The organism is Streptomyces sp. NPDC001796 (assembly GCF_042892355.1).
Lineage (GTDB): Bacteria > Actinomycetota > Actinomycetes > Streptomycetales > Streptomycetaceae > Streptomyces.
Genome location: NZ_JBIAUC010000012.1, coordinates 19,147 through 44,947 on the forward strand (window position 1 = coordinate 19,147; position 25,801 = coordinate 44,947).

23 protein-coding genes are annotated in these 25,801 nt (G+C 71.4%); 18 read left to right on the forward strand and 5 right to left on the reverse strand.

From position 1 onward, the window contains the following. Positions 1-411 precede the first annotated feature (411 nt). The 14 genes from ACFYZE_RS23400 to der all read left to right on the forward strand — a co-directional run bounded on the left by ACFYZE_RS23400 (position 412) and on the right by der (position 16,086). Positions 412-2,088, forward strand: a complete 1,677-nt coding sequence (locus ACFYZE_RS23400; protein ID WP_388997722.1) for a CTP synthase — start codon at positions 412-414, stop codon at positions 2,086-2,088. Between the two features lie 85 nt (positions 2,089-2,173). Beyond that, complete coding sequence (locus ACFYZE_RS23405) at positions 2,174-2,803, forward strand: NUDIX domain-containing protein (protein WP_388997324.1); 630 nt, start codon at positions 2,174-2,176, stop codon at positions 2,801-2,803. Positions 2,804-3,000: 197 nt separating this feature from the next. Beyond that, a complete protein-coding gene (locus ACFYZE_RS23410) occupies positions 3,001-5,070 on the forward strand; it encodes a tetratricopeptide repeat protein (protein ID WP_388997327.1) in 2,070 nt (689 codons plus the stop codon). Positions 5,071-5,206: 136 nt separating this feature from the next. Next, a complete protein-coding gene (gene ald, locus ACFYZE_RS23415; protein ID WP_200421460.1) occupies positions 5,207-6,331 on the forward strand; it encodes an alanine dehydrogenase in 1,125 nt (374 codons plus the stop codon). 421 nt (positions 6,332-6,752) lie between these two features. Further along, positions 6,753-7,886, forward strand: a complete 1,134-nt coding sequence (locus ACFYZE_RS23420) for a ParA family protein (RefSeq protein WP_103840758.1) — start codon at positions 6,753-6,755, stop codon at positions 7,884-7,886. Further along, on the forward strand, positions 7,871-8,464 hold the full coding sequence (locus ACFYZE_RS23425) for a hypothetical protein (RefSeq protein ID WP_388997330.1): 594 nt from the start codon (positions 7,871-7,873) through the stop codon (positions 8,462-8,464). Before ACFYZE_RS23420 ends, ACFYZE_RS23425 begins: the two co-directional genes overlap by 16 nt. A gap of 19 nt (positions 8,465-8,483) precedes the next feature. Next, positions 8,484-9,689, forward strand: coding sequence for a segregation and condensation protein A (locus ACFYZE_RS23430; protein WP_388997333.1), 1,206 nt, complete (start codon positions 8,484-8,486; stop codon positions 9,687-9,689). Continuing rightward, positions 9,686-10,357, forward strand: a complete 672-nt coding sequence (gene scpB, locus ACFYZE_RS23435) for an SMC-Scp complex subunit ScpB (protein ID WP_388997336.1) — start codon at positions 9,686-9,688, stop codon at positions 10,355-10,357. The genes ACFYZE_RS23430 and scpB overlap by 4 nt, the downstream gene beginning before the upstream one ends. Then, positions 10,357-11,436 carry a pseudouridine synthase gene (locus ACFYZE_RS23440; protein ID WP_388997339.1) on the forward strand — a complete coding sequence of 360 codons (1,080 nt, stop codon included), beginning with the start codon at positions 10,357-10,359 and terminating at the stop codon, positions 11,434-11,436. Before scpB ends, ACFYZE_RS23440 begins: the two co-directional genes overlap by 1 nt. A gap of 146 nt (positions 11,437-11,582) precedes the next feature. Next, positions 11,583-11,945, forward strand: coding sequence for a chorismate mutase (aroH, locus tag ACFYZE_RS23445; protein WP_263229154.1), 363 nt, complete (start codon positions 11,583-11,585; stop codon positions 11,943-11,945). Next, positions 11,942-13,027: a prephenate dehydrogenase gene (locus ACFYZE_RS23450; RefSeq protein WP_388997342.1), complete on the forward strand. Its 1,086-nt coding sequence runs from the start codon at positions 11,942-11,944 to the stop codon at positions 13,025-13,027. The genes aroH and ACFYZE_RS23450 overlap by 4 nt, the downstream gene beginning before the upstream one ends. A gap of 164 nt (positions 13,028-13,191) precedes the next feature. Then, the gene (gene cmk, locus ACFYZE_RS23455; protein ID WP_388997345.1) at positions 13,192-13,887 is read left to right on the forward strand and encodes a (d)CMP kinase; all 696 of its coding nucleotides are present in this window, start codon (positions 13,192-13,194) and stop codon (positions 13,885-13,887) included. Next, positions 13,884-14,531, forward strand: a complete 648-nt coding sequence (locus ACFYZE_RS23460) for a lysophospholipid acyltransferase family protein (protein ID WP_388997348.1) — start codon at positions 13,884-13,886, stop codon at positions 14,529-14,531. The genes cmk and ACFYZE_RS23460 overlap by 4 nt, the downstream gene beginning before the upstream one ends. A 73-nt stretch (positions 14,532-14,604) precedes the next feature. Further along, a complete protein-coding gene (gene der / locus ACFYZE_RS23465; RefSeq protein WP_388997351.1) occupies positions 14,605-16,086 on the forward strand; it encodes a ribosome biogenesis GTPase Der in 1,482 nt (493 codons plus the stop codon). 76 nt (positions 16,087-16,162) lie between these two features. Here the strand turns inward: der and ACFYZE_RS23470 are convergent, their stop codons facing one another. Together ACFYZE_RS23470 and ACFYZE_RS23475 are read right to left on the reverse strand one after the other, a co-directional pair. After that, on the reverse strand, positions 16,163-16,489 hold the full coding sequence (locus ACFYZE_RS23470) for a hypothetical protein (RefSeq protein WP_388997725.1): 327 nt from the start codon (positions 16,487-16,489) through the stop codon (positions 16,163-16,165). A gap of 92 nt (positions 16,490-16,581) precedes the next feature. Further along, the gene (locus ACFYZE_RS23475; RefSeq protein ID WP_388997354.1) at positions 16,582-17,355 is read right to left on the reverse strand and encodes a hypothetical protein; all 774 of its coding nucleotides are present in this window, start codon (positions 17,353-17,355) and stop codon (positions 16,582-16,584) included. A 540-nt stretch (positions 17,356-17,895) separates the two neighbouring features. Here ACFYZE_RS23475 and ACFYZE_RS23480 point away from each other — a divergent pair. The 3 genes from ACFYZE_RS23480 to ACFYZE_RS23490 all read left to right on the forward strand — a co-directional run bounded on the left by ACFYZE_RS23480 (position 17,896) and on the right by ACFYZE_RS23490 (position 20,787). Next, positions 17,896-18,552 carry a transglycosylase family protein gene (locus ACFYZE_RS23480; RefSeq protein ID WP_388997357.1) on the forward strand — a complete coding sequence of 219 codons (657 nt, stop codon included), beginning with the start codon at positions 17,896-17,898 and terminating at the stop codon, positions 18,550-18,552. A 341-nt stretch (positions 18,553-18,893) separates the two neighbouring features. Then, positions 18,894-19,691 carry a hypothetical protein gene (locus ACFYZE_RS23485; RefSeq protein ID WP_388997728.1) on the forward strand — a complete coding sequence of 266 codons (798 nt, stop codon included), beginning with the start codon at positions 18,894-18,896 and terminating at the stop codon, positions 19,689-19,691. A 58-nt stretch (positions 19,692-19,749) separates the two neighbouring features. Continuing rightward, positions 19,750-20,787 carry a helix-turn-helix transcriptional regulator gene (locus tag ACFYZE_RS23490; RefSeq protein WP_388997360.1) on the forward strand — a complete coding sequence of 346 codons (1,038 nt, stop codon included), beginning with the start codon at positions 19,750-19,752 and terminating at the stop codon, positions 20,785-20,787. Here the strand turns inward: ACFYZE_RS23490 and ctaD are convergent. Next, entirely contained in the window at positions 20,669-22,360 is a 1,692-nt protein-coding gene (gene ctaD, locus ACFYZE_RS23495) for a cytochrome c oxidase subunit I (protein WP_388997363.1), read from the reverse strand. The two genes, ACFYZE_RS23490 and ctaD, sit on opposite strands and share 119 nt — an antisense overlap. Positions 22,361-22,794: 434 nt before the next feature. Here ctaD and ACFYZE_RS23500 point away from each other — a divergent pair, with 434 nt between their 5' ends. Next, entirely contained in the window at positions 22,795-23,010 is a 216-nt protein-coding gene (locus ACFYZE_RS23500; protein WP_388997366.1) for an I78 family peptidase inhibitor, read from the forward strand. A 109-nt stretch (positions 23,011-23,119) separates the two neighbouring features. Here ACFYZE_RS23500 and ACFYZE_RS23505 read toward each other — a convergent pair whose 3' ends face one another. Both ACFYZE_RS23505 and ACFYZE_RS23510 read right to left on the reverse strand, forming a co-directional pair. Beyond that, positions 23,120-24,136: a phosphatase PAP2 family protein gene (locus ACFYZE_RS23505; RefSeq protein WP_388997369.1), complete on the reverse strand. Its 1,017-nt coding sequence runs from the start codon at positions 24,134-24,136 to the stop codon at positions 23,120-23,122. A 239-nt stretch (positions 24,137-24,375) separates the two neighbouring features. Then, positions 24,376-25,548 carry a glycosyltransferase family 39 protein gene (locus ACFYZE_RS23510; RefSeq protein ID WP_388997371.1) on the reverse strand — a complete coding sequence of 391 codons (1,173 nt, stop codon included), beginning with the start codon at positions 25,546-25,548 and terminating at the stop codon, positions 24,376-24,378. Between the last annotated feature and the right edge of the window lie 253 nt (positions 25,549-25,801).

The following is a 25,801-nucleotide window of genomic DNA, read 5'->3' on the forward strand; positions in this document are numbered from 1 at the left end:
CACCGACCCATTCGAAAATGATGCAGTCGATGTTCAACGAACTGACGAGCTCTTGTTGTTCCGGTGACCGGCGGGGGTGGTGCCGCTTTCCGGGAGTGCTCGGCAGCGAGTGTCCGAGCAGGATACGACGCACGCGCATGATCCGCGTGCCCCGCCGGGCAACCGGGCTGCCCCGAACGAGTGAGCCGTGGGTGAAACACCGGTGAAAACCTCTTAAGGTCCGCGCGTCCGTGGTGACACATGCGCGGAGCGTGGCCGGAAGCAGTCACCTCGCGGCGCTGATACGCTGGTAGCCCGTGGACCGGTGGGCTCGAAACCCCCGAACCGCAGCGACGGCACCCTCGAAAAAAATACTTCGGGGACCAGCCGTACCGCACCCCAGACCGCGACCACGGGAGCCCCCTCTTGGCCATGCCGCCCGCTGCTTTTCGAAACAGCAAAGCCACGACGACTAAGCACATCTTTGTCACCGGGGGTGTCGCCTCCTCGCTCGGCAAGGGTCTGACCGCCTCCAGCCTCGGCATGCTGCTCAAGGCCCGGGGCCTGCGCGTCGTGATGCAGAAGCTCGACCCGTACCTGAACGTCGACCCGGGCACGATGAACCCTTTCCAGCACGGTGAGGTGTTCGTCACCAACGACGGCGCCGAGACCGACCTGGACATCGGGCACTACGAGCGCTTCCTCGACCGGGACCTGGACGGCTCGGCGAACGTCACCACCGGGCAGGTCTACTCGACGGTGATCGCCAAGGAGCGGCGCGGCGAGTACCTGGGCGACACCGTGCAGGTCATCCCGCACATCACCAACGAGATCAAGCACCGCATCCGCCGCATGGCCACCGACGAGGTGGACGTCGTCATCACCGAGGTGGGCGGCACGGTCGGCGACATCGAGTCGCTGCCGTTCCTGGAGACCGTCCGCCAGGTCCGCCACGAGGTCGGCCGCGACAACGTCTTCGTGGTGCACATCTCGCTGCTGCCCTACATCGGTCCCTCCGGCGAGCTGAAGACCAAGCCCACCCAGCACTCCGTGGCCGCGCTGCGCAACATCGGTATCCAGCCGGACGCGATCGTCCTGCGCTGCGACCGCGAGGTCCCCACCGCGATCAAGCGCAAGATCTCCCTGATGTGCGACGTCGACGAGGCCGCCGTCGTCGCCTGCCCGGACGCCCGCTCGATCTACGACATCCCGAAGGTCGTGCACTCCGAGGGCCTCGACGCCTACGTCGTCCGCAAGCTGGACCTGCCCTTCCGCGACGTGGACTGGACGACCTGGGACGACCTGCTCGACCGGGTCCACAACCCCGAGAACGAGGTCACCCTCGCCCTGGTCGGCAAGTACATCGACCTGCCCGACGCCTACCTCTCGGTGACCGAGGCGCTGCGCGCGGGCGGCTTCGCCAACAAGGCCCGGGTGAAGATCAAGTGGGTCACCTCCGACGACTGCAAGACCCCGGCGGGCGCCAAGAAGCAGCTGTCCGACGTGGACGCGATCTGCATCCCGGGCGGCTTCGGCGACCGGGGCGTGTCCGGCAAGGTCGGCGCCATCCAGTACGCCCGTGAGAACAAGATCCCGCTGCTCGGCCTCTGCCTCGGCCTGCAGTGCATCGTGATCGAGGCCGCGCGCAACCTGGCCGGCATCCCCGACGCGAACTCCACCGAGTTCGACGCCGCCACCGCCCACCCGGTCATCTCCACCATGGCCGAGCAGCTCGACATCGTCGCGGGCGAGGGGGACATGGGCGGAACGATGCGGCTCGGCATGTACCCGGCCAAGCTCGCCGAGGGCTCGATCGTGCGCGAGGTCCACGATGGCAAGGAATACGTCGAGGAGCGCCATCGGCACCGCTACGAGGTGAACAACGCCTACCGCGCGGAGCTGGAGAAGAAGGCGGGCATCGTGTTCTCCGGGACGTCGCCCGACGGCAAGCTCGTGGAGTACGTGGAGTACCCGCGCGAAGTGCACCCTTACCTGGTGGCGACCCAGGCGCACCCCGAGCTGCGCTCCCGCCCGACCCGCCCGCACCCGCTGTTCGCGGGCCTGGTGAAGGCGGCCGTGGAACGCAAGAACGGGAAGAACGGCAAGTAACACAGGGCCTGTACGGTGGCCGGGGTACGCGTCCTCACGGAGGCGTACCCCGGTTTCGTGCAAGGCGTGGGAGGAACAGGGCGACATGGCGACGATCAAGGACACCGCCGAGGAGTGGGAGATCCGGGCGAGCGAGACCCCCTTCGTCGGCAACAAGACCTCCGTCCGCACCGACGACGTGGTCATGCCGGACGGCTCGGTGGCGCGCCGCGACTACCAGGTCCACCCCGGCTCGGTGGCCGTCCTCGCCCTGGACGACCAGGACCGGGTGCTGGTCATCCGGCAGTACCGCCACCCGGTGCGCCAGAAGCTGTGGGAGATCCCGGCCGGCCTGCTCGACGTCCCCGGTGAGAACCCGCTGCACGCCGCCCAGCGCGAGCTGTACGAGGAGGCGCACGTCAAGGCCGAGGACTGGCGCGTGCTGGCCGACGTCTACACCACGCCCGGCGGCTGCGACGAGGCCGTGCGCATCTTCCTCGCCCGCGACCTGTCCGAGGCCGACGGGCAGCGCTTCGAGGTGGAGGACGAGGAGGCCGACATGGAGCTGGGCCGGGTCCCGGTGGCGGACCTGGTGCGGGGCGTCCTGGCGGGCGACCTCCACAACAACTGCCTCGTCGTCGGCGTGCTGTCGCTGGTCGCCGCGCGGACCGGCGAAGGCCTGGACGCCCTGCGCCCGGCCGAGGCTCCGTGGCCGGCCCGGCCGTTCCAGGCGTGACGCCTCCGGCCGGGACGCCGTCCTCGGGACTGCGCCCCTTCGCCCCCGGAGCGTCCGGTCGTACCATCGCCTGATCCGATCGAGGGACCTGTCCGCCGTGCTCCGCCGCGATCGTCGCAGAGCGTCAACTAGGCTCTGACAGCGACCCGCCCAAGGCTGCGGCGGGCCCGTGTGCGCAGTGGACGGGAGCGTGGCCCGTGACGGATCAGGCGGTGGACACAGACGGCGGCGTGCGGTCGGACAGCGATCCGCGTCCCGTCGTCGGCCACGGTCGGTTCCTCGGTCGCACACGGGAGTTGAAGGAGCTCCGTGCCGACATCGAGCGCGCGGGCCTGGACACCCTCTCCGGACGCAAGACACCCCGCGCCCGCGTGCTGCTCGTCGCGGGCCGCCCCGGTTACGGCCGCACCGCGCTCGCCGAGGAACTGGTGCGCCAGGTCGCGGACGCCTACCCGGACGGCGTGCTGCGCACCCGCCTCAGCGAGCCCGACGGCACCCCCGTCCCCACCGAGCGCACCGCCCGCGAGCTGCTGAGCGCCCTCGGCGTGCCCACCCCGCCCGGGGCCGACGAGGACGAGCTGGGCCAGGCGGTGCGTGAGGCCCTCACCGGGCGCCGCGCGCTGCTGCTGCTCGACGACGCGGTGTCCGCCGAGCAGGTGGACGCGGTGTTGCCGGACGCGCCCGACTGCCTCGTCGTCGCCGTCGCCCAGGGCCCGCTGACCGGCATCGCGGACGTGCGCCCCTGCACCCTCGGCGGCCTCGACACCAAGGCCGCCCTGGAGCTGCTCACCCGGTACGCCGGCTCCGTGCGCGTCACCGTCGACCCGCGTGCCGCCGAGGGGCTCGTCGAGGAGTGCGCGGGACAGCCCGCCGCACTCGTCCTCGCCGGGGGCTGGCTGGCCGCCCAGCCCCAGGCCGCCGTCGCCGACCTCGTCCGGCACCTGCGTACCGGCGCCGAGGACGGGCCGCCCCTGGCCCGCGCCTTCCGGCTCTCCTACGAGGCGCTGCCGGGGCCCGCCCAGCGGATGCTGCGGCTGCTGTGCCTGGCTCCCGCCGGTCTGCCGGATCCGCACACCGCCTCCGCGCTGGCCGGCTGCCCGGTGGACACCGCCCGCACCGCCCTCGACGACTTCGCGGACCGCGGCTTCCTGCGGCGCCTTGCGACACCCCTGCCGCAGTACGAGGTCCCGAGCTGCCTGCTGCCCCTGCTGCGCGCGCTCGCCGAGCGTCACGACCGTCCGGCCGAGCTGCAGCTGGCCCGCGCCCGAATGCTGGAGCGGACGGTACGGCTACTGCAGTCCTGCCGGGCGATCACCGAGACCGACAGCCCCCAGGTCCGCGAGAAGCTCGCCGGGCTGCCCCGCGAGTTGCGCTTCGCGAGCCCCCGAGCGGCCGAGGACTGGCTGCGCCTGCGGCAGCCCGCACTGCTGGCCTCGGCCCGGCTCGCGGTGGCCGACGGCGAGCTGGACACCCTCGCCCGGCGCCTGATGGCCGCGCTGGTGCGGGCCCTGGTCGCCCACTTCGGCACCCGGGCCGCCGCGCCCGAGCTGTACGGCATCCACCGGCTCGTCCTCGATGTCGCCGAGCGCCGCGGCCTGCACCGCGAGAAGGCGGCGGCCCTGCTGAACCTCGCCGACGTGGACGCGCGGACCGGCCGCACGAGGGAGGCACTGGCCCGCTACCGGGACGCGCTGGACGCCGGACGAGCCGGCAACGACCCCTATGCGACCGGCCGCGCGATGGAATCCGTAGGCGGCGCCCACCAGGAGCTCGGGGACTTCGACCGGGCGGCCGACTGGTACGGCAGAGCCCTGGCCCATCGCCTCGCCCGCGACGAGCGCGCGGAGGCAGCCCGTCTGTACGGCCGCCTCGCCACCGTCCTGACCTATGCCGGCCGCTACGGCGAGGCGCAGCGCAACTGGCGCGCGGCTGTCGCTCTGCACCGAAGGAGCGGCGATGTGGCCGCGCACGCCCGGGCGTTGAGCGAACTGGCCCGCGTCCAGGAGTACGCCGGACGCCCCGAGGAATCGCTGCGCACCTGCGAGGAGGCCGTCGAGTGGGCGCGGCAGGCCGACGACACCCGGCTGCAGGCGGCGCTCAGGCTCCGGGTCGCCGACACCCTGGAACGTCTCGGCGACCCGGCGGCCGCCGCCCTGCACCGGTCGGCGGCCGAGCGCATGCTGGTAGACGGTGCGCAGGAGGACCCGCCGGTCCCGGAACACACCGCTAACGCCTGCGAAATCCGTAGTACACCCGCTGAAGATTGATGCAATGAAAGGCTAGACAGCGGGAACACCTTCATTAAACTGGCTACGCCGCACGTTCTCCTGCGGTGTCTCCCGGTGTGCTCCTGTGCGTCCGGGTATGTCTTGCAATGCCCCCACATTCCCTGAGCCAAGGACCGTGATCGACGTGAAGGTCGGCATCCCCCGCGAGGTCAAGAACAACGAGTTCCGGGTGGCCATCACCCCCGCCGGCGTGCACGAGTTGGTGCGCCACGGCCACCAGGTGGTCGTCGAGCGGAACGCCGGTGTCGGCTCCTCGATCCCGGACGAGGAGTACATCGCCGCAGGCGCACAGATCCTGGACACCGCCGACGAGGTGTGGGCCACCGCCGACCTGCTGCTGAAGGTCAAGGAGCCCATCGCCGAGGAGTACCACCGCCTCCGCAAGGACCAGACGCTCTTCACCTACCTGCACCTGGCCGCCTCCAAGGAGTGCACGGACGCGCTGCTCGAGTCCGGCACCACGGCGATCGCCTACGAGACGGTCGAGCTGTCGAACCGGGCGCTTCCGCTGCTCGCCCCCATGTCCGAGGTCGCGGGCCGGCTCGCCCCGCAGGTCGGCGCGTACCACCTCATGGCCGCCAACGGCGGCCGCGGTGTGCTGCCCGGCGGCGTCCCGGGCGTGCCCGCCGCCAAGGCCGTCGTCATCGGCGGCGGCGTGTCGGGCTGGAACGCCGCGCAGATCGCCATCGGCATGGGCTTCCACGTCACCCTGCTCGACAAGGACATCAACAAGCTCAAGGAAGCCGACAAGATCTTCGGCACGAAGATCCAGACCGTCGTCTCCAACGCCTTCGAGCTGGAGAAGGCCTGCCTGGACGCCGACCTCGTCATCGGCGCCGTCCTCATCCCGGGTGCCAAGGCCCCGAAGCTGGTCACCAACGAGCTGGTGTCCCGGATGAAGCCCGGAAGTGTCCTTGTCGACATCGCGATCGACCAGGGCGGCTGCTTCGAGGACTCCCGCCCGACCACGCACGCCGAGCCGGCCTTCCGGGTCCACGAGTCGGTCTTCTACTGCGTCGCCAACATGCCCGGTGCCGTCCCCAACACCTCCACCTACGCGCTGACCAACGCCACCCTGCCCTACATCGTCGAACTCGCCGACCGCGGCTGGGTCGAGGCCCTGCGCCGCGACGCCGCGCTGGCCAAGGGGCTCAACACCCATGACGGCAAGGTGGTTTACAAGGAGGTCGCCGAGGCACACGGCCTGGAGCACGTCGAGCTCGAGTCCCTGCTCGGCTAGTTCGTCACCACGTCGGCCGCGGGCGCGGGTTCGATCTGCCGTGCCCACAAGGCGATAGGTCAACACGCCTCGTCAACACCGCTCATCCGGCCGGACCTTGCCCGACAAGGTCCGGCCGGGTGTGTGTATGGTCACTTTGCGACACTCGTTCAAGTCGCCTCGAACGCAACCCTTCCACCGTTTCGCACACCGGTGAAACCGGGCGAATGACGCCCGGACGCCCTTGACAGCGGGATGTTTCATTGCCGACACATCGATCCGGGTCCGGCGGATTGTGTTGCTGCGGACCGCCGACACGCCATAGAGTCGCCAACCGTCGGCATGGTGCCACGCTGACCTATCTAGAAGTTTCCTGGTCACCAAGGAGGTAAGACGACTTGTGAATGAGTCGACATTTACTCCCGGGGGTGGTCAACCAGGAATGCCTGCGCGGGGCACGGGCCCCACGGGGCTCGAGGCTGTCGGCTCCGTCGCTGTCCGTACCTTCGCAGCCCACCAGAGCCAGAGCCCCCACATGGCTCAGACAGCACACCAGAGCATGGATGGCCAACACGTGAACGCCATGTCCGGCGACGGAAGTGGCGGAGTCCACAACCACTTCGCCGACTACGAAGAGCTGCCCGAGGGGCACTTCTACGACCCCGACGCCGAATACGAGCCCGATCCCGAGTACGCGGCCACGCTCGCGCCCGACGCGGCCCGGCAGCGCCGTGAGCGCATCGGCCCCACCGGCCGCCCGCTGCCGTACTTCCCGATCCCCGGACCGCTGACCGACCACGGCCCGGCCACGATCATCGCGATGTGCAACCAGAAGGGCGGCGTCGGCAAGACCACGTCGACCATCAACCTGGGTGCCGCGCTCGCGGAGTACGGGCGTCGGGTGCTGCTCGTCGACTTCGACCCGCAGGGCGCGTTGTCCGTGGGACTCGGCGTGAACCCCATGGAGCTGGACCTCACCGTTTACAACCTGCTCATGGAGCGGGGCATGTCGGCGGACGAGGTCCTGCTGAAGACCGCGGTCCCCAACATGGACCTGCTGCCGAGCAACATCGACCTCTCGGCCGCCGAGGTGCAGCTGGTGTCGGAGGTCGCGCGCGAGTCCACGCTCCAGCGGGCGCTCAAGCCGCTGCTGCCGGACTACGACTACATCGTGATCGACTGCCAGCCCTCGCTCGGTCTGCTCACCGTGAACGCGCTCACCGCGGCGCACAAGGTGATCGTGCCGCTGGAGTGCGAGTTCTTCGCGCTGCGCGGTGTCGCGCTGCTCACCGAGACCATCGAGAAGGTCCAGGAGCGGCTCAACCCCGACCTCGAGCTCGACGGCATCCTCGCCACGATGTACGACTCCCGGACCGTGCACAGCCGTGAGGTCCTCGCACGGGTCGTCGAGGCGTTCGACGACCACGTCTACCACACGGTGATCGGCCGGACCGTGCGCTTCCCGGAAACCACGGTCGCCGGTGAACCGATCACCACGTACGCCTCCAACTCCGTCGGTGCCGCCGCCTACCGCCAGCTCGCCAGGGAGGTGCTCGCCCGGTGTCACGCCGAGTGAGTCTGCCGGGGGCCGACGAACTGTTCCGTACCACCGGGGGAACGGCGCTCCAGGCGTCCACTCCCAGGCGTCAGGCCAACGGCGAGGCCCGGGTGCCGGCTCCCGCGGGCGAGAGCGACCCGGCGGCCCCGGCGGAGGACGCACCGCCGTCGGTGCCCGTGCAGGGCGGCGACGGGGAGGGTGACGAGCACGTCGCGGCGGACGTCGTGGAGGCGGAGACCGGGGAGTCCCGCGCACGGTCCGCCGCCGCGGAGCGGACCGCGCGGCGCGGCGCGGCGGCGGCGCAGGAAGGTTCTGCCGGTTCACCCGCGGCCTCATCCGCGGCCCAGCAGCGCAAGCGGGGGCGTGCGGCCGGGCGGCGGCCCAGCGGCCGCGAGCGGCACGACGAGAAGATCACCGTGTACGTGTCCGCGGAGGAGCTGATGGACCTCGAGCACGCGCGGCTGGTGCTCCGGGGCGAGCACGGGCTCGCGGTCGACCGCGGGCGGATCGTGCGGGAGGCCGTCGCCGTGGTGCTGGCGGATCTGGAGTCCCGGGGGGACGCGAGCATTCTCGTACGCCGGCTCCGGGGGCGGTAAGAGGTAGCCTGCGACGGCTATGACCTCGAACGACGGCTCCGCTTCCGCTACCGGTTCCTCCGGCTTCGGCGGGCGTCGGCGTGCGCTGGGGCGGGGCCCCGGAGCGGCACCGGTCGTACCGGCGGCGCCTGCCCGGGAGGCGGAGCCGCTCGAAGAGGTACCGCCGGCCGCCGAGCCCGAACCTCGGCCCGATCTCGATCCGCGACCCGGACCTGAGCCTCGGCCCGAGCCCGAACTTCGGCCCGAGCCTCAGCACGAGCCAGAATCCCCGCCTAAGCCCGAGCCTCAGCCCGAGCCTCAGCCCGAGCCTCGGCCCGAGCCCGATTCCCCGCCCCAGCCCCGACCGGGGGCCGCGGACGAGGAGCCCCTGGCCCCCGCACCCGCCGTCGACGAGACCGAACCCGGCGACGGTGTCTTCAAGGTCCGGCTCGACAACTTCGAGGGGCCCTTCGATCTGCTCCTGCAGCTGATCTCCAAGCACAAGCTCGACGTGACCGAGGTCGCCCTGTCCAAGGTGACCGACGAGTTCATGGCGCACATCCGGGCCATGGGGCCGGACTGGGACCTGGACCAGACGACCGAGTTCCTCGTCGTCGCCGCCACGCTGCTCGACCTCAAGGCCGCGCGGCTGCTGCCCGCCGCCGAGGTGGAGGACGAGGCCGACCTCGCGCTGCTCGAAGCCAGGGACCTGCTGTTCGCCCGGTTGCTGCAGTACCGCGCGTACAAACAGATCGCCGAGATCTTCAACCGGCGCACCGACGACGAGGCCCGGCGGTATCCCCGTACCGTCGGCCTCGAGCCCCACCATGCCGAGCTGCTGCCCGAGGTCGTCATCAGCATCGGGCCCGAAGGGTTCGCCAAGCTGGCCGTCAAGGCGATGCAACCCAAGCCCAAGCCGCAGGTGTACGTCGAGCACATCCACGCCCCGCTCGTCAGCGTGCAGGAGCAGGCCGGGATCGTCGTGGCCCGGCTGAGAGAACTCGGGGAGGCCAGCTTCCGGGCGCTGATCGAGGACACCGACGACACCCTCACCGTCGTCGCCCGCTTCCTCGCCCTGCTGGAGCTGTACCGGGAGAAGGCCGTGGCGCTGGAGCAGGAGGCCGCCCTCGGGGAGCTGGTCGTGCGCTGGACCGGTGGAGACGGGGACGCCGACGTCATGGTCACCGACGAGTTCGACCGGCCGCCCGAGGAGCCCGAGCCGGCCAAGGAGGAGGAGAAGGCGTGAGCGAGGACACCATCGACGCACCGGCAGGGCTGAACGCAGTCGCCGACCTCGACCTCAAGCCCGCTCTCGAGGCCGTCCTCATGGTCGTGGACGAGCCCGCCACCGAGGAGCACCTGGCGAAGATCCTGGAGCGGCCCCGCCGGCAGATCGCGGACGCGCTGCGCGAGCTGGCGGACGAGTACACCGTGCAGGGCCGCGGCTTCGAGCTGCGGTTCGTCGCGGGCGGCTGGCGCTTCTACACCCGCGCCCAGTACGCCGCCGCCGTGGAACGGTTCGTGCTCGACGGGCAGCAGGCCCGCCTCACCCAGGCCGCCCTCGAGACCCTCGCCGTGGTGGCGTACCGCCAGCCGGTCAGCCGCAGCCGCGTCTCGGCGGTGCGCGGAGTGAACTGCGACGGGGTCATGCGCACCCTTCTCCAGCGCGGTCTGGTCGAGGAGGCGGGCACGGAACCCGAAACAGGTGCGATCCTGTACAGGACGACGAACTACTTCCTGGAGCGGATGGGCCTGCGCGGCCTGGACGAGCTTCCGGAGCTCGCGCCCTTCCTCCCGGAGGCGGAGGCGATCGAGGCCGAGACCCAGGAGGGCGTACCGTCGTTCGACCCGGACGCTCCCGATGCTCCGGACGCAGACGACGATCACACGACGAAGACGACGACGGAACTTTGATGCGAAGCAGCGGCAGCGGCAAGAGCGGCGGGCGCGGTAACTACCGCGGTGCCGGCAACAACAGGGACCAGAAGCAGGGGCAGGGCCGCCCCCGCAAGCCCCGCCCCGAGGAGCGCCGCTACGACGTCGGCCCGGGCGCAACGCAGGACGGCCCGAAGTCCGGGCGCGGCGGCGCGGCCCGCGGCGGCGCCAAGGGCGGCCCGAAGCAGCCCCAGCAGTCCCAGCAGCGGGGCGGGCGCGGTCGTACGGCCCCGGCGCGTCCGCGCGAGTACGAGGCGCAGATCGAGGAGCGCAACCGCGAGCGGTACGCGGGCAAGAAGGACCTCAAGCTGCCCAAGACCTTCCCGGGCGCCGAGCAGGAGGGCGAGCGACTGCAGAAGGTGCTCGCGCGCGCGGGCTACGGCTCCCGGCGCGCCTGCGAGGAGCTGATCGAGCAGGCCAGGGTCGAGGTCAACGGCGCGATCGTCACCGAGCAGGGCCTGCGGGTCGACCCCGAGAAGGACGAGATCAAGGTCGACGGGCTGACCGTGGCCACGCAGTCGTACCAGTTCTTCTCGCTCAACAAGCCGGCCGGTGTCGTCTCCACCATGGAGGACCCGGAGGGCCGCCAGTGCCTCGGTGACTACGTCACCAACCGCGAGACCCGGCTCTTCCACGTCGGCCGGCTCGACACCGAGACCGAGGGCGTCATCCTGCTCACCAACCACGGTGAGCTGGCGCACCGGCTGACCCACCCCAAGTACGGCGTGAAGAAGACCTACCTCGCGCACATCGTGGGCCCGATCCCGCGGGACCTGGGCAAGCGCCTGAAGGACGGCATCCAGCTCGAGGACGGGTACGCGCGCGCGGACCACTTCCGGGTGGTCGAGCAGACCGGCAAGAACTACCTCGTCGAGGTGACCCTGCACGAGGGGCGCAAGCACATCGTGCGGCGCATGCTGGCCGAGGCCGGGTTCCCCGTGGACAAGCTGGTGCGGACGGCCTTCGGCCCGATCACGCTGGGGGACCAGAAGTCGGGGTGGCTGCGGCGGTTGTCGAACACCGAGGTCGGCATGCTGATGAAGGAAGTCGATCTTTAAGATCTGAGAACTCGGGTCCTGCTGCCGGTCGGCGACTGCGGCTTCGTCGTGGTCGATCGCGCAGTCGGGCCCGCGCCCCGTCGTGGGCGCGGGCCCGACTACGCTGGTGACCGGACGTTTTCCGTAGATCAGCGAGGAGCAACACCGTGGCGGTACGAGCGGTCCGTGGCGCCGTTCAGCTCGAGCGGGACGAGGCCGGGCACATGGACGAGCAGGTCGGTGCCCTGCTAACCGCCATCCTGGAGCGCAACGGGCTGACCACGGACGACCTGATCAGCATCTGGTTCACGGCCACGCCCGATCTGCACAGCGACTTCCCGGCGGCCGCCGCGCGCAAGCTGGGCATCGTCGACGTGCCGCTGATCTGCGCCCAGGAACTGGACATCGAGGGCGCGATGCCCCGGGTCGTCCGCATCCTCGCCCACATCGAGTCCGACAAGCCGCGCGCGGAGATCGCGCATGTCTACCTCGGTGCCGCCGCCGCTCTGCGCAAGGACATCGCCCAGTGAGGACCGCACTCGTCATCGGCACGGGGCTGATCGGCACGTCCGCCGCCCTGGCGCTCGCCGCCCGCGGGGTCACCGTGCACCTCGCCGACCACGACCCTGAGCAGGCGCGTACGGCCGCCGCGCTCGGAGCCGGGACCGACGAGGCGCCCGAGGGCCCCGTCGACCTGGTGATCGTCGCCGCCCCGCCCGCCCATGTGGCCGACGCGCTCGCCGACGCCATGCGGCGCGGCCTCGGGCGCGGCTACCTCGACGTGGCCAGCGTCAAGGGGGGACCGCGCCGCGAGCTGGAGGCGCTCGGCCTCGACCTGACCTCGTACATCGGCACACACCCGATGTCGGGCCGCGAGAAGTCGGGCCCGCTGGCGGCCAGCGGGGACCTCTTCGAGGGGCGGCCGTGGGTGCTCACTCCGACCCGGGACACCGACACCGAGGTGCTCAACCTCGCCCTGGAGCTGGTCTCGCACTGCCGTGCCGTGCCCGTCGTCATGGACGCCGACGCCCACGACCGGGCCGTCGCACTCGTCTCGCACATGCCGCACCTGGTCTCCAGCATGGTCGCCGCGCGCCTGGAGCACGCCGAGGACGCGGCCGTACGGCTGTGCGGGCAGGGCATCCGGGACGTGACCCGGATCGCGGCCTCCGACCCCCGGATGTGGATCGACATCCTGTCCGCCAACCCGGGCCCGGTCGCCGACCTGCTCTCCGAGATCGCCGCCGACCTCGACGAGACCGTCCGGGCCCTGCGGGCCCTGCAGTCCTCCGACGAGGCCAAGCGGCGCGAGGGCACCGAGGGCATCGAGGACGTGCTGCGCCGCGGCAACGCCGGGCAGGTCCGGGTGCCCGGCAAGCACGGCAGCGCCCCGCGGGCGTACGAGACCGTGGCCGTGCTCATCGACGACCAGCCCGGCCAGCTGGCCCGTATCTTCGCGGACGCGGGTAGGGCCGGGATCAACATCGAGGACGTCCGCATCGAGCACGCGACGGGGCAGCAGGCCGGCCTGGTCCAGCTGATGGTGGAGCAGACCGCCGCCCCGGTGCTGAGCGCCGCGCTGCGGGAGCGTGGCTGGGTGATCAGGCAGTAGTGCGGCCGCAGGACCGCTCACGGGTCCGCGCCGGGCGCTGCGGCAACCGGGTGGCGAGCGGGCCCGGCATACCGGGCCCGGCGAGCCAGTAACCTTGTGCGGGGCGCCCTCGCGTCCCGCCCGTCCACCCACCCGCCACACCGCACCAGGAAGGTGTCCCCACCGTGGAAAACGGCGCCGCCCGGACCGCCCCGGCAGTGATTGTCGCCATCGACGGCCCCGCCGGCACGGGCAAGTCGAGCACGTCGAAGGCCGTGGCCGCACAGCTCGGGCTCAGCTACCTGGACACCGGCGCCCAGTACCGGGCGATCACCTGGTGGATGGTGAACAACGGCATCGACATAGCGGACCCGACGGCCGTCGCGGCGGTGGCCGGCAAGCCGGAGATCGTCTCCGGCACCGACCCCAAGGCCCCCACCATCACCGTGGACGGCACGGACGTCTCCGGGCCGATCCGCTCCCCGGAGGTCTCCTCCAAGGTCAGCGCGGTCAGCGCGGTGCCCGAGGTGCGGGCCCGGATCACCGAGCTGCAGCGCTCGCTGGCCGCCTCCGCCGAGAACGGCATCGTCGTCGAGGGCCGTGACATCGGCACGACCGTGCTGCCCGACGCCGACCTGAAGATCTTCCTCACCGCCTCCCCGGAGGCACGCGCCGCCCGCCGCAACGGCGAGCTGAAGGGTGCGGACCTGCACGCCACCCGTGAGGCGCTGATCAAGCGGGACACGGCCGACTCCAGCCGCAAGACCTCCCCGCTCGCCAAGGCGGACGACGCGGTCGAGGTGGACACCACCGACCTCACCCTCCAGCAGGTCATCGAGTGCGTCGTCACCCTCGTCGAGGAGAAGCGGGCCGGGAAGTGACCGAGGTTCCTTCCGTGCGCAGCGCCGAAGTCGGGCGGCGCATCGGCGTCCCGCTGATGTACGGGCTGTGGAAGCCGCGCGTGCTCGGCGCGTGGAGGGTGCCCGCGAGCGGCCCGGTGATCCTCGCCGTGAACCACTCCCACAACATCGACGGGCCCATGGTCATGGGCGTGGCGCCCAGGCCGACGCATTTCCTGATCAAGAAGGAGGCGTTCGTCGGCCTCCTGGACCCCTTCCTGCGCGGCATCGGCCAGCTGAAGGTGGACCGCACGTCCACCGACCGAACGGCCGTCACCCAGGCGCTCGGCGTGCTCCAGAACGGGGGAGTCCTCGGCATCTTCCCCGAGGGCACCCGCGGCGGGGGCGACTTCACCTCGCTGCGCGCCGGGCTCGCCTACTTCGCGGTCCGCAGCGGGGCGCCGATCGTCCCGGTCGCGGTGCTGGGAAGTTCCGAGCGGCGGGGACGGTTGATAAAGGGGCTGCCCCCGCTGCGCAGCCGCATCGACGTCGTCTTCGGCGATCCGTTCCAGGCGGGCGACGGAAGCGGGCGGCGTACGCGCAGGGCGCTGGACGAGGCGACCCTGCGCATCCAGAAGCAGCTCACCGAGCACCTGGAAAACGCCAGGCGTTCGACCGGGTGCTAGGCGACACTCGAGTAGTGGATCACTGTAGGCGCGGTGCTCCACCGATCACCACGATGAACGAGGTACGGACTTCATGAACGACCAGATCCAGCCCGACGGCTCGGCCGAGCACGAGTACGAGCACGGGGCGCTCGGCGACGCCGAGTACGCGGAGTTCATGGAGCTCGCCGCGGAGGAGGGCTTCGACCTCGAGGACGTCGAGGGCGCCATCGAGGAGGCCGGACACGGCCCGCTCCCGGTGCTCGCCGTCGTCGGCCGCCCCAATGTCGGCAAGTCGACCCTGGTGAACCGCATCATCGGCCGCCGTGAGGCCGTCGTCGAGGACAAGCCCGGCGTCACCCGCGACCGCGTCACCTACGAGGCCGAGTGGGCGGGCCGCCGCTTCAAGGTCGTCGACACCGGCGGCTGGGAGCAGGACGTCCTCGGCATCGACGCCTCCGTGGCCGCACAGGCCGAGTACGCGATCGAGGCCGCCGACGCGGTCGTGTTCGTCGTCGACGCCAAGGTCGGCGCCACCGACACCGACGAGGCGGTCGTCCGGCTGCTGCGCAAGGCGGGCAAGCCCGTGGTGCTGGCCGCCAACAAGGTCGACGGCCCGAGCGGAGAGGCCGACGCGGCGTACCTCTGGAACCTCGGCCTCGGCGAGCCGTACCCGGTCTCGGCGCTGCACGGCCGTGGCACCGGCGACATGCTGGACGCCGTCCTCGAGGCCCTGCCCGAGGCGCCCGCCCAGACCTTCGGCGCCGCCGGGGTCGGCGGACCGCGCCGCGTCGCCCTGATCGGCCGCCCGAACGTCGGCAAGTCCTCACTGCTGAACAAGGTCGCCGGCGAGGAGCGCGTCGTCGTCAACGAGCTCGCGGGCACCACCCGCGACCCGGTCGACGAGCTGATCGAACTCGGTGGCAAGACCTGGAAGTTCGTCGACACGGCCGGCATCCGCAAGCGGGTGCACCTCCAGCAGGGCGCCGACTACTACGCCTCGCTGCGCACCGCCGCCGCCGTCGAGAAGGCGGAGGTCGCGGTCGTCCTCATCGACGCCGCCGAGTCCATCTCCGTCCAGGACCAGCGCATCGTCACCATGGCGGTGGAGGCGGGCCGTGCGCTCGTCCTCGCCTTCAACAAGTGGGACACCCTCGACGAGGAGCGCCGCTACTACCTGGAGCGGGAGATCGAGACCGAGCTGGGCCAGGTGGCGTGGGCGCCGCGCGTGAACGTCTCGGCGCGCACCGGCCGCCACATGGAGAAGCTGGTCCCGGCGATCGAGACCGCCCTGGAGGGCTGGGAGACCCGGGTGCCGACGGGCCGCCTCAACGCGTTCCTCGGCGAGCTGGTGTCCGCGCACCCGCACCCGGTCCGGGGCGGCAAGCAGCCGCGCATCCTCTTCGGCACCCAGGCGGGCACCAAGCCCCCGCGGTTCGTGCTCTTCGCCTCCGGCTTCATCGAGGCGGGCTACCGCCGGTTCATCGAGCGGCGGCTGCGCGAGGAGTTCGGCTTCGAGGGGACGCCGATCCATATCTCGGTCCGCGTGCGCGAGAAGCGCGGCAAGAAGAAGTGACATCGTGAAGTGCGCAAAGGGCCGGCCTCCGACGGAGGCCGGCCCTTTGCGTGTTCCGCGTCCTCAGCCGCCCCGCTCACAGTCCCCTGCGTGGTGCGGGCGGCAGCGCCGGGACGTGGTGCGTGCCGCGTGCGTGCCGCGCCACCTGCTGCCAGACGCTGGCCGCCGAGGCCGTGTGGCCGTGCTGGACGGCCAGGTGCCCGGTCCCGTGCTGGGGGGAGGCGGAGAAGGCGGTGAAGCCCAGCTCCTCCTCGCCGCTGCGGTCGCCCGGGCACGCCCGGAAGGCCCTGAGGTACTCGGCGTAGAGCGCGTCGTAGATCGGCGTGGCGGAGGGGGCCTGGGCCGCTGCCCCGGAGCGGATCGGCTGATAGGACTGGCGGCGGGGGACGTCGTATGCGTGCACGTAGGTGCCAACGACCCCGCCGCTCAAGGGATGCGCACGATTAGTCCGCTTCGTCGGCAGCGGCGGTGCCCTGAACAGGGTCCGTCCAGGCCTCAGATGCCCGCCAGCGGCAACGCCGCGGCCACGAGCCTGCCGTGCGCCGCCGCCCTGTCCAGCGCCTCACGCAGCAGGTCCTCGCGCGGCTGACGCCCGATCGATCCCACCGGCGCGGCGAACATCAGCACCTGCTGGTGCTTGTTGGCGGCCGCCCGCCACCCGTCCGTCACCTGCAGGGGCTGGTGGGCCTGCCACCATGCCACCGGCTGCCCGCCGTTCGCCCCGGGCTGCAGCACCGCGTGCAGCTGGCCCACGGCGAGCAGCACCGACCAGCCGTGCAGCACCGGCGGCACCGACTCGATCGCCGTCAGCGGCATGAAGCCCTGCTCGATGAGCAGCGGCAGGAAGTCGTCGCCGATCCCGGTCGTGCCCGGGCGCGCGATCGGCGCGGTCGGCTCCACGACGAGCGCCGGGTGCAGCTCTCCGGCGATCAGGACGAGACCGCTGGTGACACCGAGCACCGCCTGCTCGGGGACGACCGTGCCGGGCCCCTGCTCGGCGGTGATGGATCGGACGGCGCCCTGGAGCTGTTCCTCGGTGACCTGGACGACCTGGGAGGGCAGGCAGGTGGCGTGGGCGAAGGCGAGGACGGCCGTCTCCTCGCCGATGAACAGGACGGTGCTGGTGCGCTCCTGGTCGGAATCGCCCGGGGTGCGGCAGGAGGTGCAGTCGTAACTGCCCGGGGTGTTGTCTCCGGCGAGCAGCCGGTCGGCTTCTTCGTCGCCGATCTCGGCGCGTACGGCGTCGCTGACGTCGAGCATGCGCGGCACGGGTGGCTCCCTCGGGATTCGGTACGTGACGGTGCCGGGTGGCTCCCGGCCCATGAGCCCGGGGGTCCCCGGCTCATGAAGATGACAACGGACGATCTGTGGCCGGAGTCACGCCCGAAGGCGGACGCAATCGAACCGACGAGCGCGCAGGGTGAGGCTCGCCGCGGAATCGGTTACTCCATGTCAACTTCTTTCGGTCTCCCGCGAGTTGGTTCCGTGAACTGACTCACAGACCATCGCGTCCGCTGGTCGACAAATCCGGAAATCAGCGAATGAAGTGGGTGGCCTAAAATCGACGATACTCGCGGTAACAGCCAACTGGCCTGGAATGACATGGAGTTGGTTGATTCCGGGCCGTCGGCCTCCTTACATTCCTCCGCCGTGTGCAACGAGCACCGCCCGGGTACGTCCACCGGCCGCGCCGCACAGCCGGCGCGCAGCACCACCTCCGGCGGACGGGGCGGAGTGCGACGACCGCGTTCCATGCGCGGCACGGCGCGCCTCGCCTTGGGGGATCCGGGTCTGTGGAGAGGGAATTACATGTCCGAATGTGCCGATAACGCCCGTAAGACTCGTACGACCCGTAACTCGGCGGTCCTCGCCGGCGCGGCCCTGCTCGCCCCGCTCGGACTGCTCGCCGCGACCGGCAACGCCGCCGCGGCCGACGGTGGAGTGTGGGACCGCATCGCCCAGTGCGAAAGCGGCGGGAACTGGCACATCAACACCGGCAACGGCTACTACGGAGGACTGCAGTTCTCCGCCGGCACCTGGCGTGCGTACGGCGGCACGGCCTACGCCCCGACCGCCGACCAGGCCTCCCGGCAGGCGCAGATCGCCGTCGCCACCAAGGTCCAGCAGGCCCAGGGCTGGGGCGCCTGGCCGGTCTGCTCGCAGCGCGCCGGAGCCTACGGCAGCGCGCCCGCCGCGTCGGGCGCAGAGGTGAGCACCCGCTCCTCCTCGAAGGCGGCCACCACCGAGTCCGCCCCCGCGAAGCAGTCGTGGAAGGCGCCGCAGCGCTCGACGGGCCACGTCAACCGCAGCGCGTCCCGCGGTGACTACACCGTGCGCCAGGGCGACACGCTCAGCGGCATCGCCGAGCGGCACGGCACCACCTGGCAGCGGCTGTACGAGCGCAACAAGGCGGTCATCGGCGGCGACCCCGACCTGATCGTTCCCGGGCAGCGACTCGAACTCTGACCGCGCCCGCCCCTCGGGCCCCGACGTCACAGCGGGACGTCGGGGCCCGACGCGTTCGTGCACGGCCGACGGGCCGCCGCTCACCGTGGCCGGGAGCAGCCGGCCCCGCTTCCGACGACGCGCACGGGCCGCCCGTCCGTGGGAGGCTGAGAGGAGGCGGAGGGCCGGCTCGGCCGGGGCGGTGTGCACGCCACCTGTCGCGGTGTACCGCATTCACCGGCCCCGCCCCCGCCCCGTCCGGCTGCGCGGCTCGGTCCACCGCATCCGGGCGGCGCCGCTCGGTGGCGCCCGGACAGTTCGGGAGGCCGGGTGCACGCACTGAGAAGGGGGCGCCCCGCATGATGACCGAGGCCCCAGGCGCCGCCCTGCCCGTGTCAGCCGACTGCGTCGCCGACACAGCGGGGGGACTGACCTTCGACATCGGCGGCACCGCCGAGGCGGGCCCCGCCCATCTGGTGCTGCGCCGCCGCGACGGCGAGGAGTGCGCGCTGCCGCTGGCTCCCGCCGAGGGCGGCCGGCTGCGCGCCGCCCTGCCCAGCAGCGTCGATCTGCCCGAGGGCCGCTGGGACGCCTACGCACGGTTCGCGGAGGACGAGCCCCACCCCCTCGTTCCGGGCGTCAACGACCTGCGGTCCCTCGTCGACCGCGTGCCCGGTGAAACGGCCGCCCGGATCGCCGTCCGCATCCCGTACACCACCAGGCAGGGCACCCTGGCCGTCCGCAGCTGGCTGCGCGCCCCGCACGCCGAGGCGGAAGAACTGCGGATCGCGCAGGGCGCGTTGACGGTGAGCGGCCGGCTGTACGGCAGCGGGCTCGCGTCCGACGCCTACGCCGAGGTCCGCGAGCGGAGCGGCTCCAAGGAGATGCTCCGCGCGGACGTCACCGCCCGGGAGACGGAGTTCGGCTTCACCGTGCCCTACGCGCCGCTCGCCCCCGGCACCTGGGACCTGTGGCTGCGCCCGGCGGGGGAGGAGGGGCCGCGGGTGCGGATCGCGCGGCTGCTGGACGACGTCGTGGACAAGAAGCCGGTCTTCCGCTACCCGAGGGCGGCGGTGCGGGCGCGGCACGGCGAGGTGTGGGCCTGGCCGTACTACACCGTCGACAACGACCTGTCGGTGACCGTCAGTGCCGTGAGGTGACCTGCCTCCCGTACCTCGCGGACAGCAGCTGTCCGCGAGGGCTGGCAGACTCGGGCCCATGCTGGACACCTCGGCCCGACTGCTGCGTCTGCTGTCCCTGCTCCAGGCCCACCGCGAATGGTCCGGGGCCGACCTCGCGGAGCGGCTGGGCGTCAGCCCCCGCACCGTCCGCCGCGACGTGGAACGGCTGCGCGACCTCGGCTACCCCGTCAACGCCAGCCCCGGGACCGGCGGCGGTTACCAGCTCGGCGCGGGGGCCGAGCTGCCGCCGCTGCTGCTGGACGACGACGAGGCGGTCGCCGTGGCCGTGGGGCTGCGCACGGCCGCCGGACAGGGCATCGAGGGCATCGGCGAGAGCTCCGTCCGCGCCCTCGCCAAGCTGGAGCAGGTGCTCCCCGACCGACTGCGCCGCCGCGTCGGCGCCCTGAACGCCTTCACCGTGCCGATGCTGCGCGGGCCCGCGCCGTCCCCCGTCGACCCGGGCGTCCTCACGGAGCTGGCCCACCTGTGCCGGGACGCGGAGCGGCTTCGCTTCGAGTACCGCGATCACGACGGCGTCGCAACCCGCCGTACGGTCGAGCCGCACCGCCTGGTGTGCACCGAGCGCCGCTGGTACCTGGTCGCCTGGGACCTCGACCGCGACGGCTGGCGCACCTTCCGCGTCGACCGCATAACCCCCAAGCCGCCGCACGGCCCCCGCTTCACCCCGCGCACACCGCCGGCCGACGACTTGGCCGCGTGGGTGTCGCGCGGCGTCTCCACGCGCGCGTACGCCGCGCGGGCCGTCCTACGGCTGCTGGTGCCGCTGCATGAGGCGGCCGAGCGCGTCTCCCCGTCGGCCGGCACCCTGGAGGCGGAGAGCGAGGTCAGCTGTCTGCTGCGCACCGGGGCCCCGAGCCTCGAGGCGATGGTGGTTCATGTGATGACGACCGGCTTCCCCTTCGAGATCCTGGAGCCCGCCGAGCTCACCGAGACCATCAGGACGGTTCGGGACCGGCTTGATGCCGCTCTGGCTCGGGCTGGGGGGCCTGACCGGCGTACAGCGGATGGTGCAGGTCGAACGCCGGGGACTCCGAGCGGATCCGGGGCAGCGTGACGAAGTTGTGCCGCGGCGGCGGGCACGAGGTCGCCCACTCCAGGGAGCGGCCGAAGCCCCACGGGTCGTCGGACTCCACCTTCGGCGCGTACTGGGCGGTGCGCCACACGTTGTAGAGAAACGGCAGCGTCGACACGCCGAGCAGCAGCGCGCCGATCGTCGAGACGGTGTTGAGCGCGGTGAACCCGTCGGCGGCCAGATAGTCGGCGTACCGGCGCGGCATCCCCTCCGCGCCCAGCCAGTGCTGCACCAGGAACGTGGTGTGGAAGCCGATGAACAGTGTCCAGAAGTGGATCTTGCCGAGCCGTTCGTCGAGCATCCTGCCGGTGAACTTGGGCCACCAGAAGTAGAAGCCGCCGAAGGTCGCGAAGACGACGGTGCCGAAGACGACGTAGTGGAAGTGGGCGACCACGAAGTACGAGTCGGTGACGTGGAAGTCCAGCGGCGGCGACGCCAGGATCACCCCGGTCAGCCCGCCGAACAGAAACGACACCAGAAAGCCGGTCGCCCACAGCATCGGCGTCTCGAACGACAGCGAGCCCCGGAGCATCGTGCCGCTCCAGTTGAAGAACTTCACCCCCGTCGGTACCGCGATCATGAAGGACATGAACGAGAAATACGGCAGCAGCACCGCCTGCGTGGCGAACATGTGGTGCGCCCAGACGACGATCGACAGGCCGGTGATCGCCATGGTGGCGCCGACCAGCGTCAGATAGCCGAAGATCGGCTTGCGGCTGAAGACCGGGATGATCTCCGTGATGATCCCGAAGAACGGCAGCGCGATGATGTAGACCTCGGGATGGCCGAAGAACCAGAACAGGTGCTGCCACAGGATGGCGCCGCCGTCCGCGGCCTCGAACACCTGCGAGCCGAACCGCCGGTCCGCCTCCAGCACCAGCAGCGCCGCGGCCAGCACCGGGAACGCCATCAGGACGAGGATCGACGTGAACAGCGTGTTCCAGGTGAAGATCGGCATCCGGAACATCGTCATCCCCGGCGCGCGCATCCCGACGATCGTCGTCAGGAAGTTCACCGCGCCGAGGATCGTGCCGAAGCCGGCCAGCGCGAGCCCCAGGATCCACAGGTCGGCGCCGATGCCCGGTGTGTGCTCGTGGCTGTTGAGCGGGGCGTAGGCGAACCAGCCGAAGTCGGCGGCGCCGTCCGGCGTGAGCAGCGACCCCAGTACGATCAGCCCGCCGAACAGGAACAGCCAGTACGACAGCATGTTCAGCCGCGGGAACGCCACATCGGGGGCGCCGATCTGCAGTGGCATGATCTCGTTCGCGAAGCCCGCGAAGCTCGGGGTCGCGAACAGCAGCAGCATGATCGTGCCGTGCAGGGTGAACAGCTGGTTGTACTGGGTGTTGCTCATGATCTGCAGGCCGGGCCGGGCCAGTTCCGCGCGCATCAGCAGCGCCATGACGCCGCCGATCAGGAAGAAGCCGAACGACGTGATCAGATAGAGGTGGCCGATCTTCTTGTGGTCGGTGGTCGTCAGCCAGTCGACGACCAGCCTTCCGGCCCGCCTCCTCGGTACGGGCCCCGCGATCGCCCGCGCCGTGTCCGTGCCCATGCTTGCCTCTCGCTCGTCGCGCCCTGGGCCTGCCGGCGCCCGCGGCTCGGCACTCCCGCGGGCTCACGTCATGCTGCGCGCGCCGCCGACGGCTCCGACCGCAGACATACGGGGATTCTGTGCTGAAGCCGTGTGTTTCTCATGCGGAGTCAGGCGGCGCGGACTCTCCCGGAATCGGAATGGAAAGAGCAGTGGTGAACTGCGTGCCTGCGCTTTCTGCGGGGTTATTCCAAACCCCTTCCGACCGTGGTCAAGCTAGCCACGAATTGCGTTCGGCGGTGTGCGCGGCGCGACCGGAACCGCCCGTACGTGTGACGCCGTTGGGGCGAAACGGGTGTCGTGATCCTGTGACAGAAGCGTGATCGGAGAGGTATCAGGGCCCCCTGTGGCGTTCCGGGCTTCCGCCTCGGGAGCCCGCGGCCTACGGTGGCGGCATGGCACCCCATCCCACACCTGACGCCGAACCCGAGGACTCCCCGGAGCGTTACGTCGGCCTGGAGGCCGGGCAGGCCGAGCGGCTCGCCCGCGAGCGCGGCTGGCGCACGGTCCGCTCGCTGCCGCCGGGCTCGATCATCACCATGGAGTACCTCTTCGGACGGATCAACTTCGAGGTCGAGGACGGCAGGGTCAAGCGCTCCTGGAAGGGCTGACGGAACCGCACGCACCCATGACGAAGGCCCCGGCTCCTGCGAGCCGGGGCCTTCGTCATGGGGGGAGGCGGGTGTGCGTACCGGTCCCCGCGAGGTGCGTCGCTGTCGCTCAGCCGCCCGCCAGGGGCCGGGCCGAGGCGGTGCCGCGCGAGGCGCGGTCCGAGTGCGGCGGGCGGCGGCTGCCCACCGGGGTGACCGGAGTGCGTTCCGCCCGGGTCATGTGCGGTCCCGGTGCCAGGTACGCCGGTGAGCGGGACGCCCGGCCGGCGGTCACCGGCTCCAACACGGGCGCCGGCTCCCCGGCGGCGCGCGGGGGCACGACCAGCGAGGGGGCGCCGACCGGGGCCGGAGCGGGCGCCGGGGCGGCACGGCGGGTGCGCAGGCGGTCCCTCAGCGCCAGGATGCGGACCTCGGCGGTCGCGATCGGCGACTCGAACCAGGGCAGCGCCAGCAGGATCAGCAGGCCCGCGGCCCAGCCGAGGAGCACGTCGCTCAGCCAGTGCGTGCCGAGGTAGACGGTGGTCATGCCGACCCCCAGGGAGGTCACCGCGGAGAGCGCGGACAGCCAGCGTCTGGCTCGCGGCGTGGAGGCCAGATAGGCGAGGATGCCCCAGGTCACCACGGCGTTCGCGGTGTGACCGGAGGGGAATATATCGCCGCCGCGCCACATCTCGTTCGACCCGATCATGGTCGCGTAGTGCGGTCCGAGACGGCCCATGCCGTACTTGGCGGCACCGACCGTGATGTTGAGCAGCAGCAGCGCCGTGGCCAGGGTGAGCAGCGGGCGCAGGGTGTGCTGCCGCCAGGAGCGCCAGCCGAGCCAGGCCGCGACCATCACCGCGGTGGGGCCGCGCTGGCCGAGCACCACGTAGTAGTCGAGGAACGCGTGGATCTGCGGCCACTGCTGGTACGGCCGGAAGAACATGACCTGCCAGTCGAGCCGGACCAGCCAGGAGGAGACGACGACGGCCCACACGATCGCCAAGTAGAAGGCCAGAGTTGCCGAGAAGAGAACCACTCGGTGCCGGCTCATCCTGGGCACGTCAATGTGGGCCGGTCGGCTCGGCTCACGGTCCAACCGGGCGAAGACCCGCTCCCAACGGCTCAGCTTTCGTTCGGTACGCACTCAATCGACGTTACAGCGGGTGAGCGGTGAACCCGCCCGAATCACTGGGGTTGTGATGACGATGTGATGTGGGATTCCTCTCAACAGGGCGTTTATTTCAACGGATTCCGCAATGAGCTGCGAGGAGTGGCCTTCAATTCCATTGATCTTCGGGGGTCCGCGTTTATGGCCCTTATCTATTCGTTCACCGAATGCTGGGGCTCAATTCCCCGGCCGATCACCGTCGGTCGCGGAGTGGATCACAGGGGACCGGAGCCGTTCAGCCACCACGCTCCGTAGACGGCCGATGCCACCGCGACACCGCCGAGCACCGACACCGACGTCCATGTCCGTCCCCGGGCGAGAGCGCGGGCGAGGGGCAGCAGCAGGGGGAAGGCGGGCATCAGGAGGCGCGGTTTCGACCCGAAGTAGCTTGCCGCGCCGAGCGCTAGCGCCGTGACCACGCCCGTGTACACGAGCAACGGCAGTGGCTGGCCCTGCCGTACGCACACCACGTACAACCAGACGATCAACGCGACCCCGGCCACCAGACCCACGCCGGCCGGCACCGCGGCCGGGGACGTGAACTTGGCGGCGGCGAAGCGCGCGAAGGCGTAGCCGCCGTCGAAGCCGTTGCGCCAGCCCGCCTGGACGTCGAGATAGCCGAGCGGGCCCCGGCCGGTGCGATGACCGACCCAGAGGACGTACCCGGCGGCGCCGAGCGGGGCGAGGAACATCCCCGGCGCCCGGCGGACCGGGCCGTCGGACCGCCCGTCCACCGCCGGCACGCCCCGGTCGCGCACGTACGAACGGATCGCCGCCACCCACACGGCCGCCACCACGGCCACACCGACCGGACGGGTCAGGCCCGCCAGCGACGCGAGCACGCCCGCACTCACCCAGCGGTCCGTCAGCACCGCGTACAGCGCCCAGGCGGCCAGCGCCGTGAACAAGGACTCGCTGTAGGCCGTCGACTGCACGATTCCGACCGGCAGCACCGCCCACACCAGCACCGCGCAGACCCCGACGCGGCGCCCGTGCACATGGTCCGCGACGGCGAAGATCCCCCAGGCCGCGGCGAGCGAGGCGAGCGTCGAGACGGCCAGGCCCGCGTCGGCGTAGGACAGCGGGGTGAGTGCCGCGCCGAGCCGCTCCAGCCAGGGCAGCAGCGGGAAGAACGCGAGGTTCGAGTGCACGTCGCCGTTCGGCAGACGGACCTCGTAGCCGTAACCGAGCGCGGCGACCCGGGTGTACCACAGCGAGTCCCAACGGGCGCTGAGCAGTGTGTGCGGGCTCGTGCCGCGCGCCGCGCTCCACACGGCGAGCACGACCAGCCCCAGGGCGCGCACGGCGGCGTACCCCGCGAGGGCGGGGGCGGCCCGGCGCACGGTGCCGGTGGGCGGCGGCACCGGGCGCGTTGCAAGATCGGTCACGCGCTCGATTATCGGTGCCGTACGGAACCGGAGCGGTCATCCGCGCGTGGTGGACCGGGGGAGGCGTGGCCCATACCACACTCTCCCCCAGGAGAACGTGAGAGGTCTGCCACGCGACGGCCGGGGGAACTCGCGTACGCTGACCACTCACTCGCTCGCTTCGTTGCGTGGGCCCGGAGTACCGCTCCTCCCGGCCGCTACCGCGGGGACCTCCCCACCCCGTGGATCCGCCGAAGCGAGGGACCATCTGGGA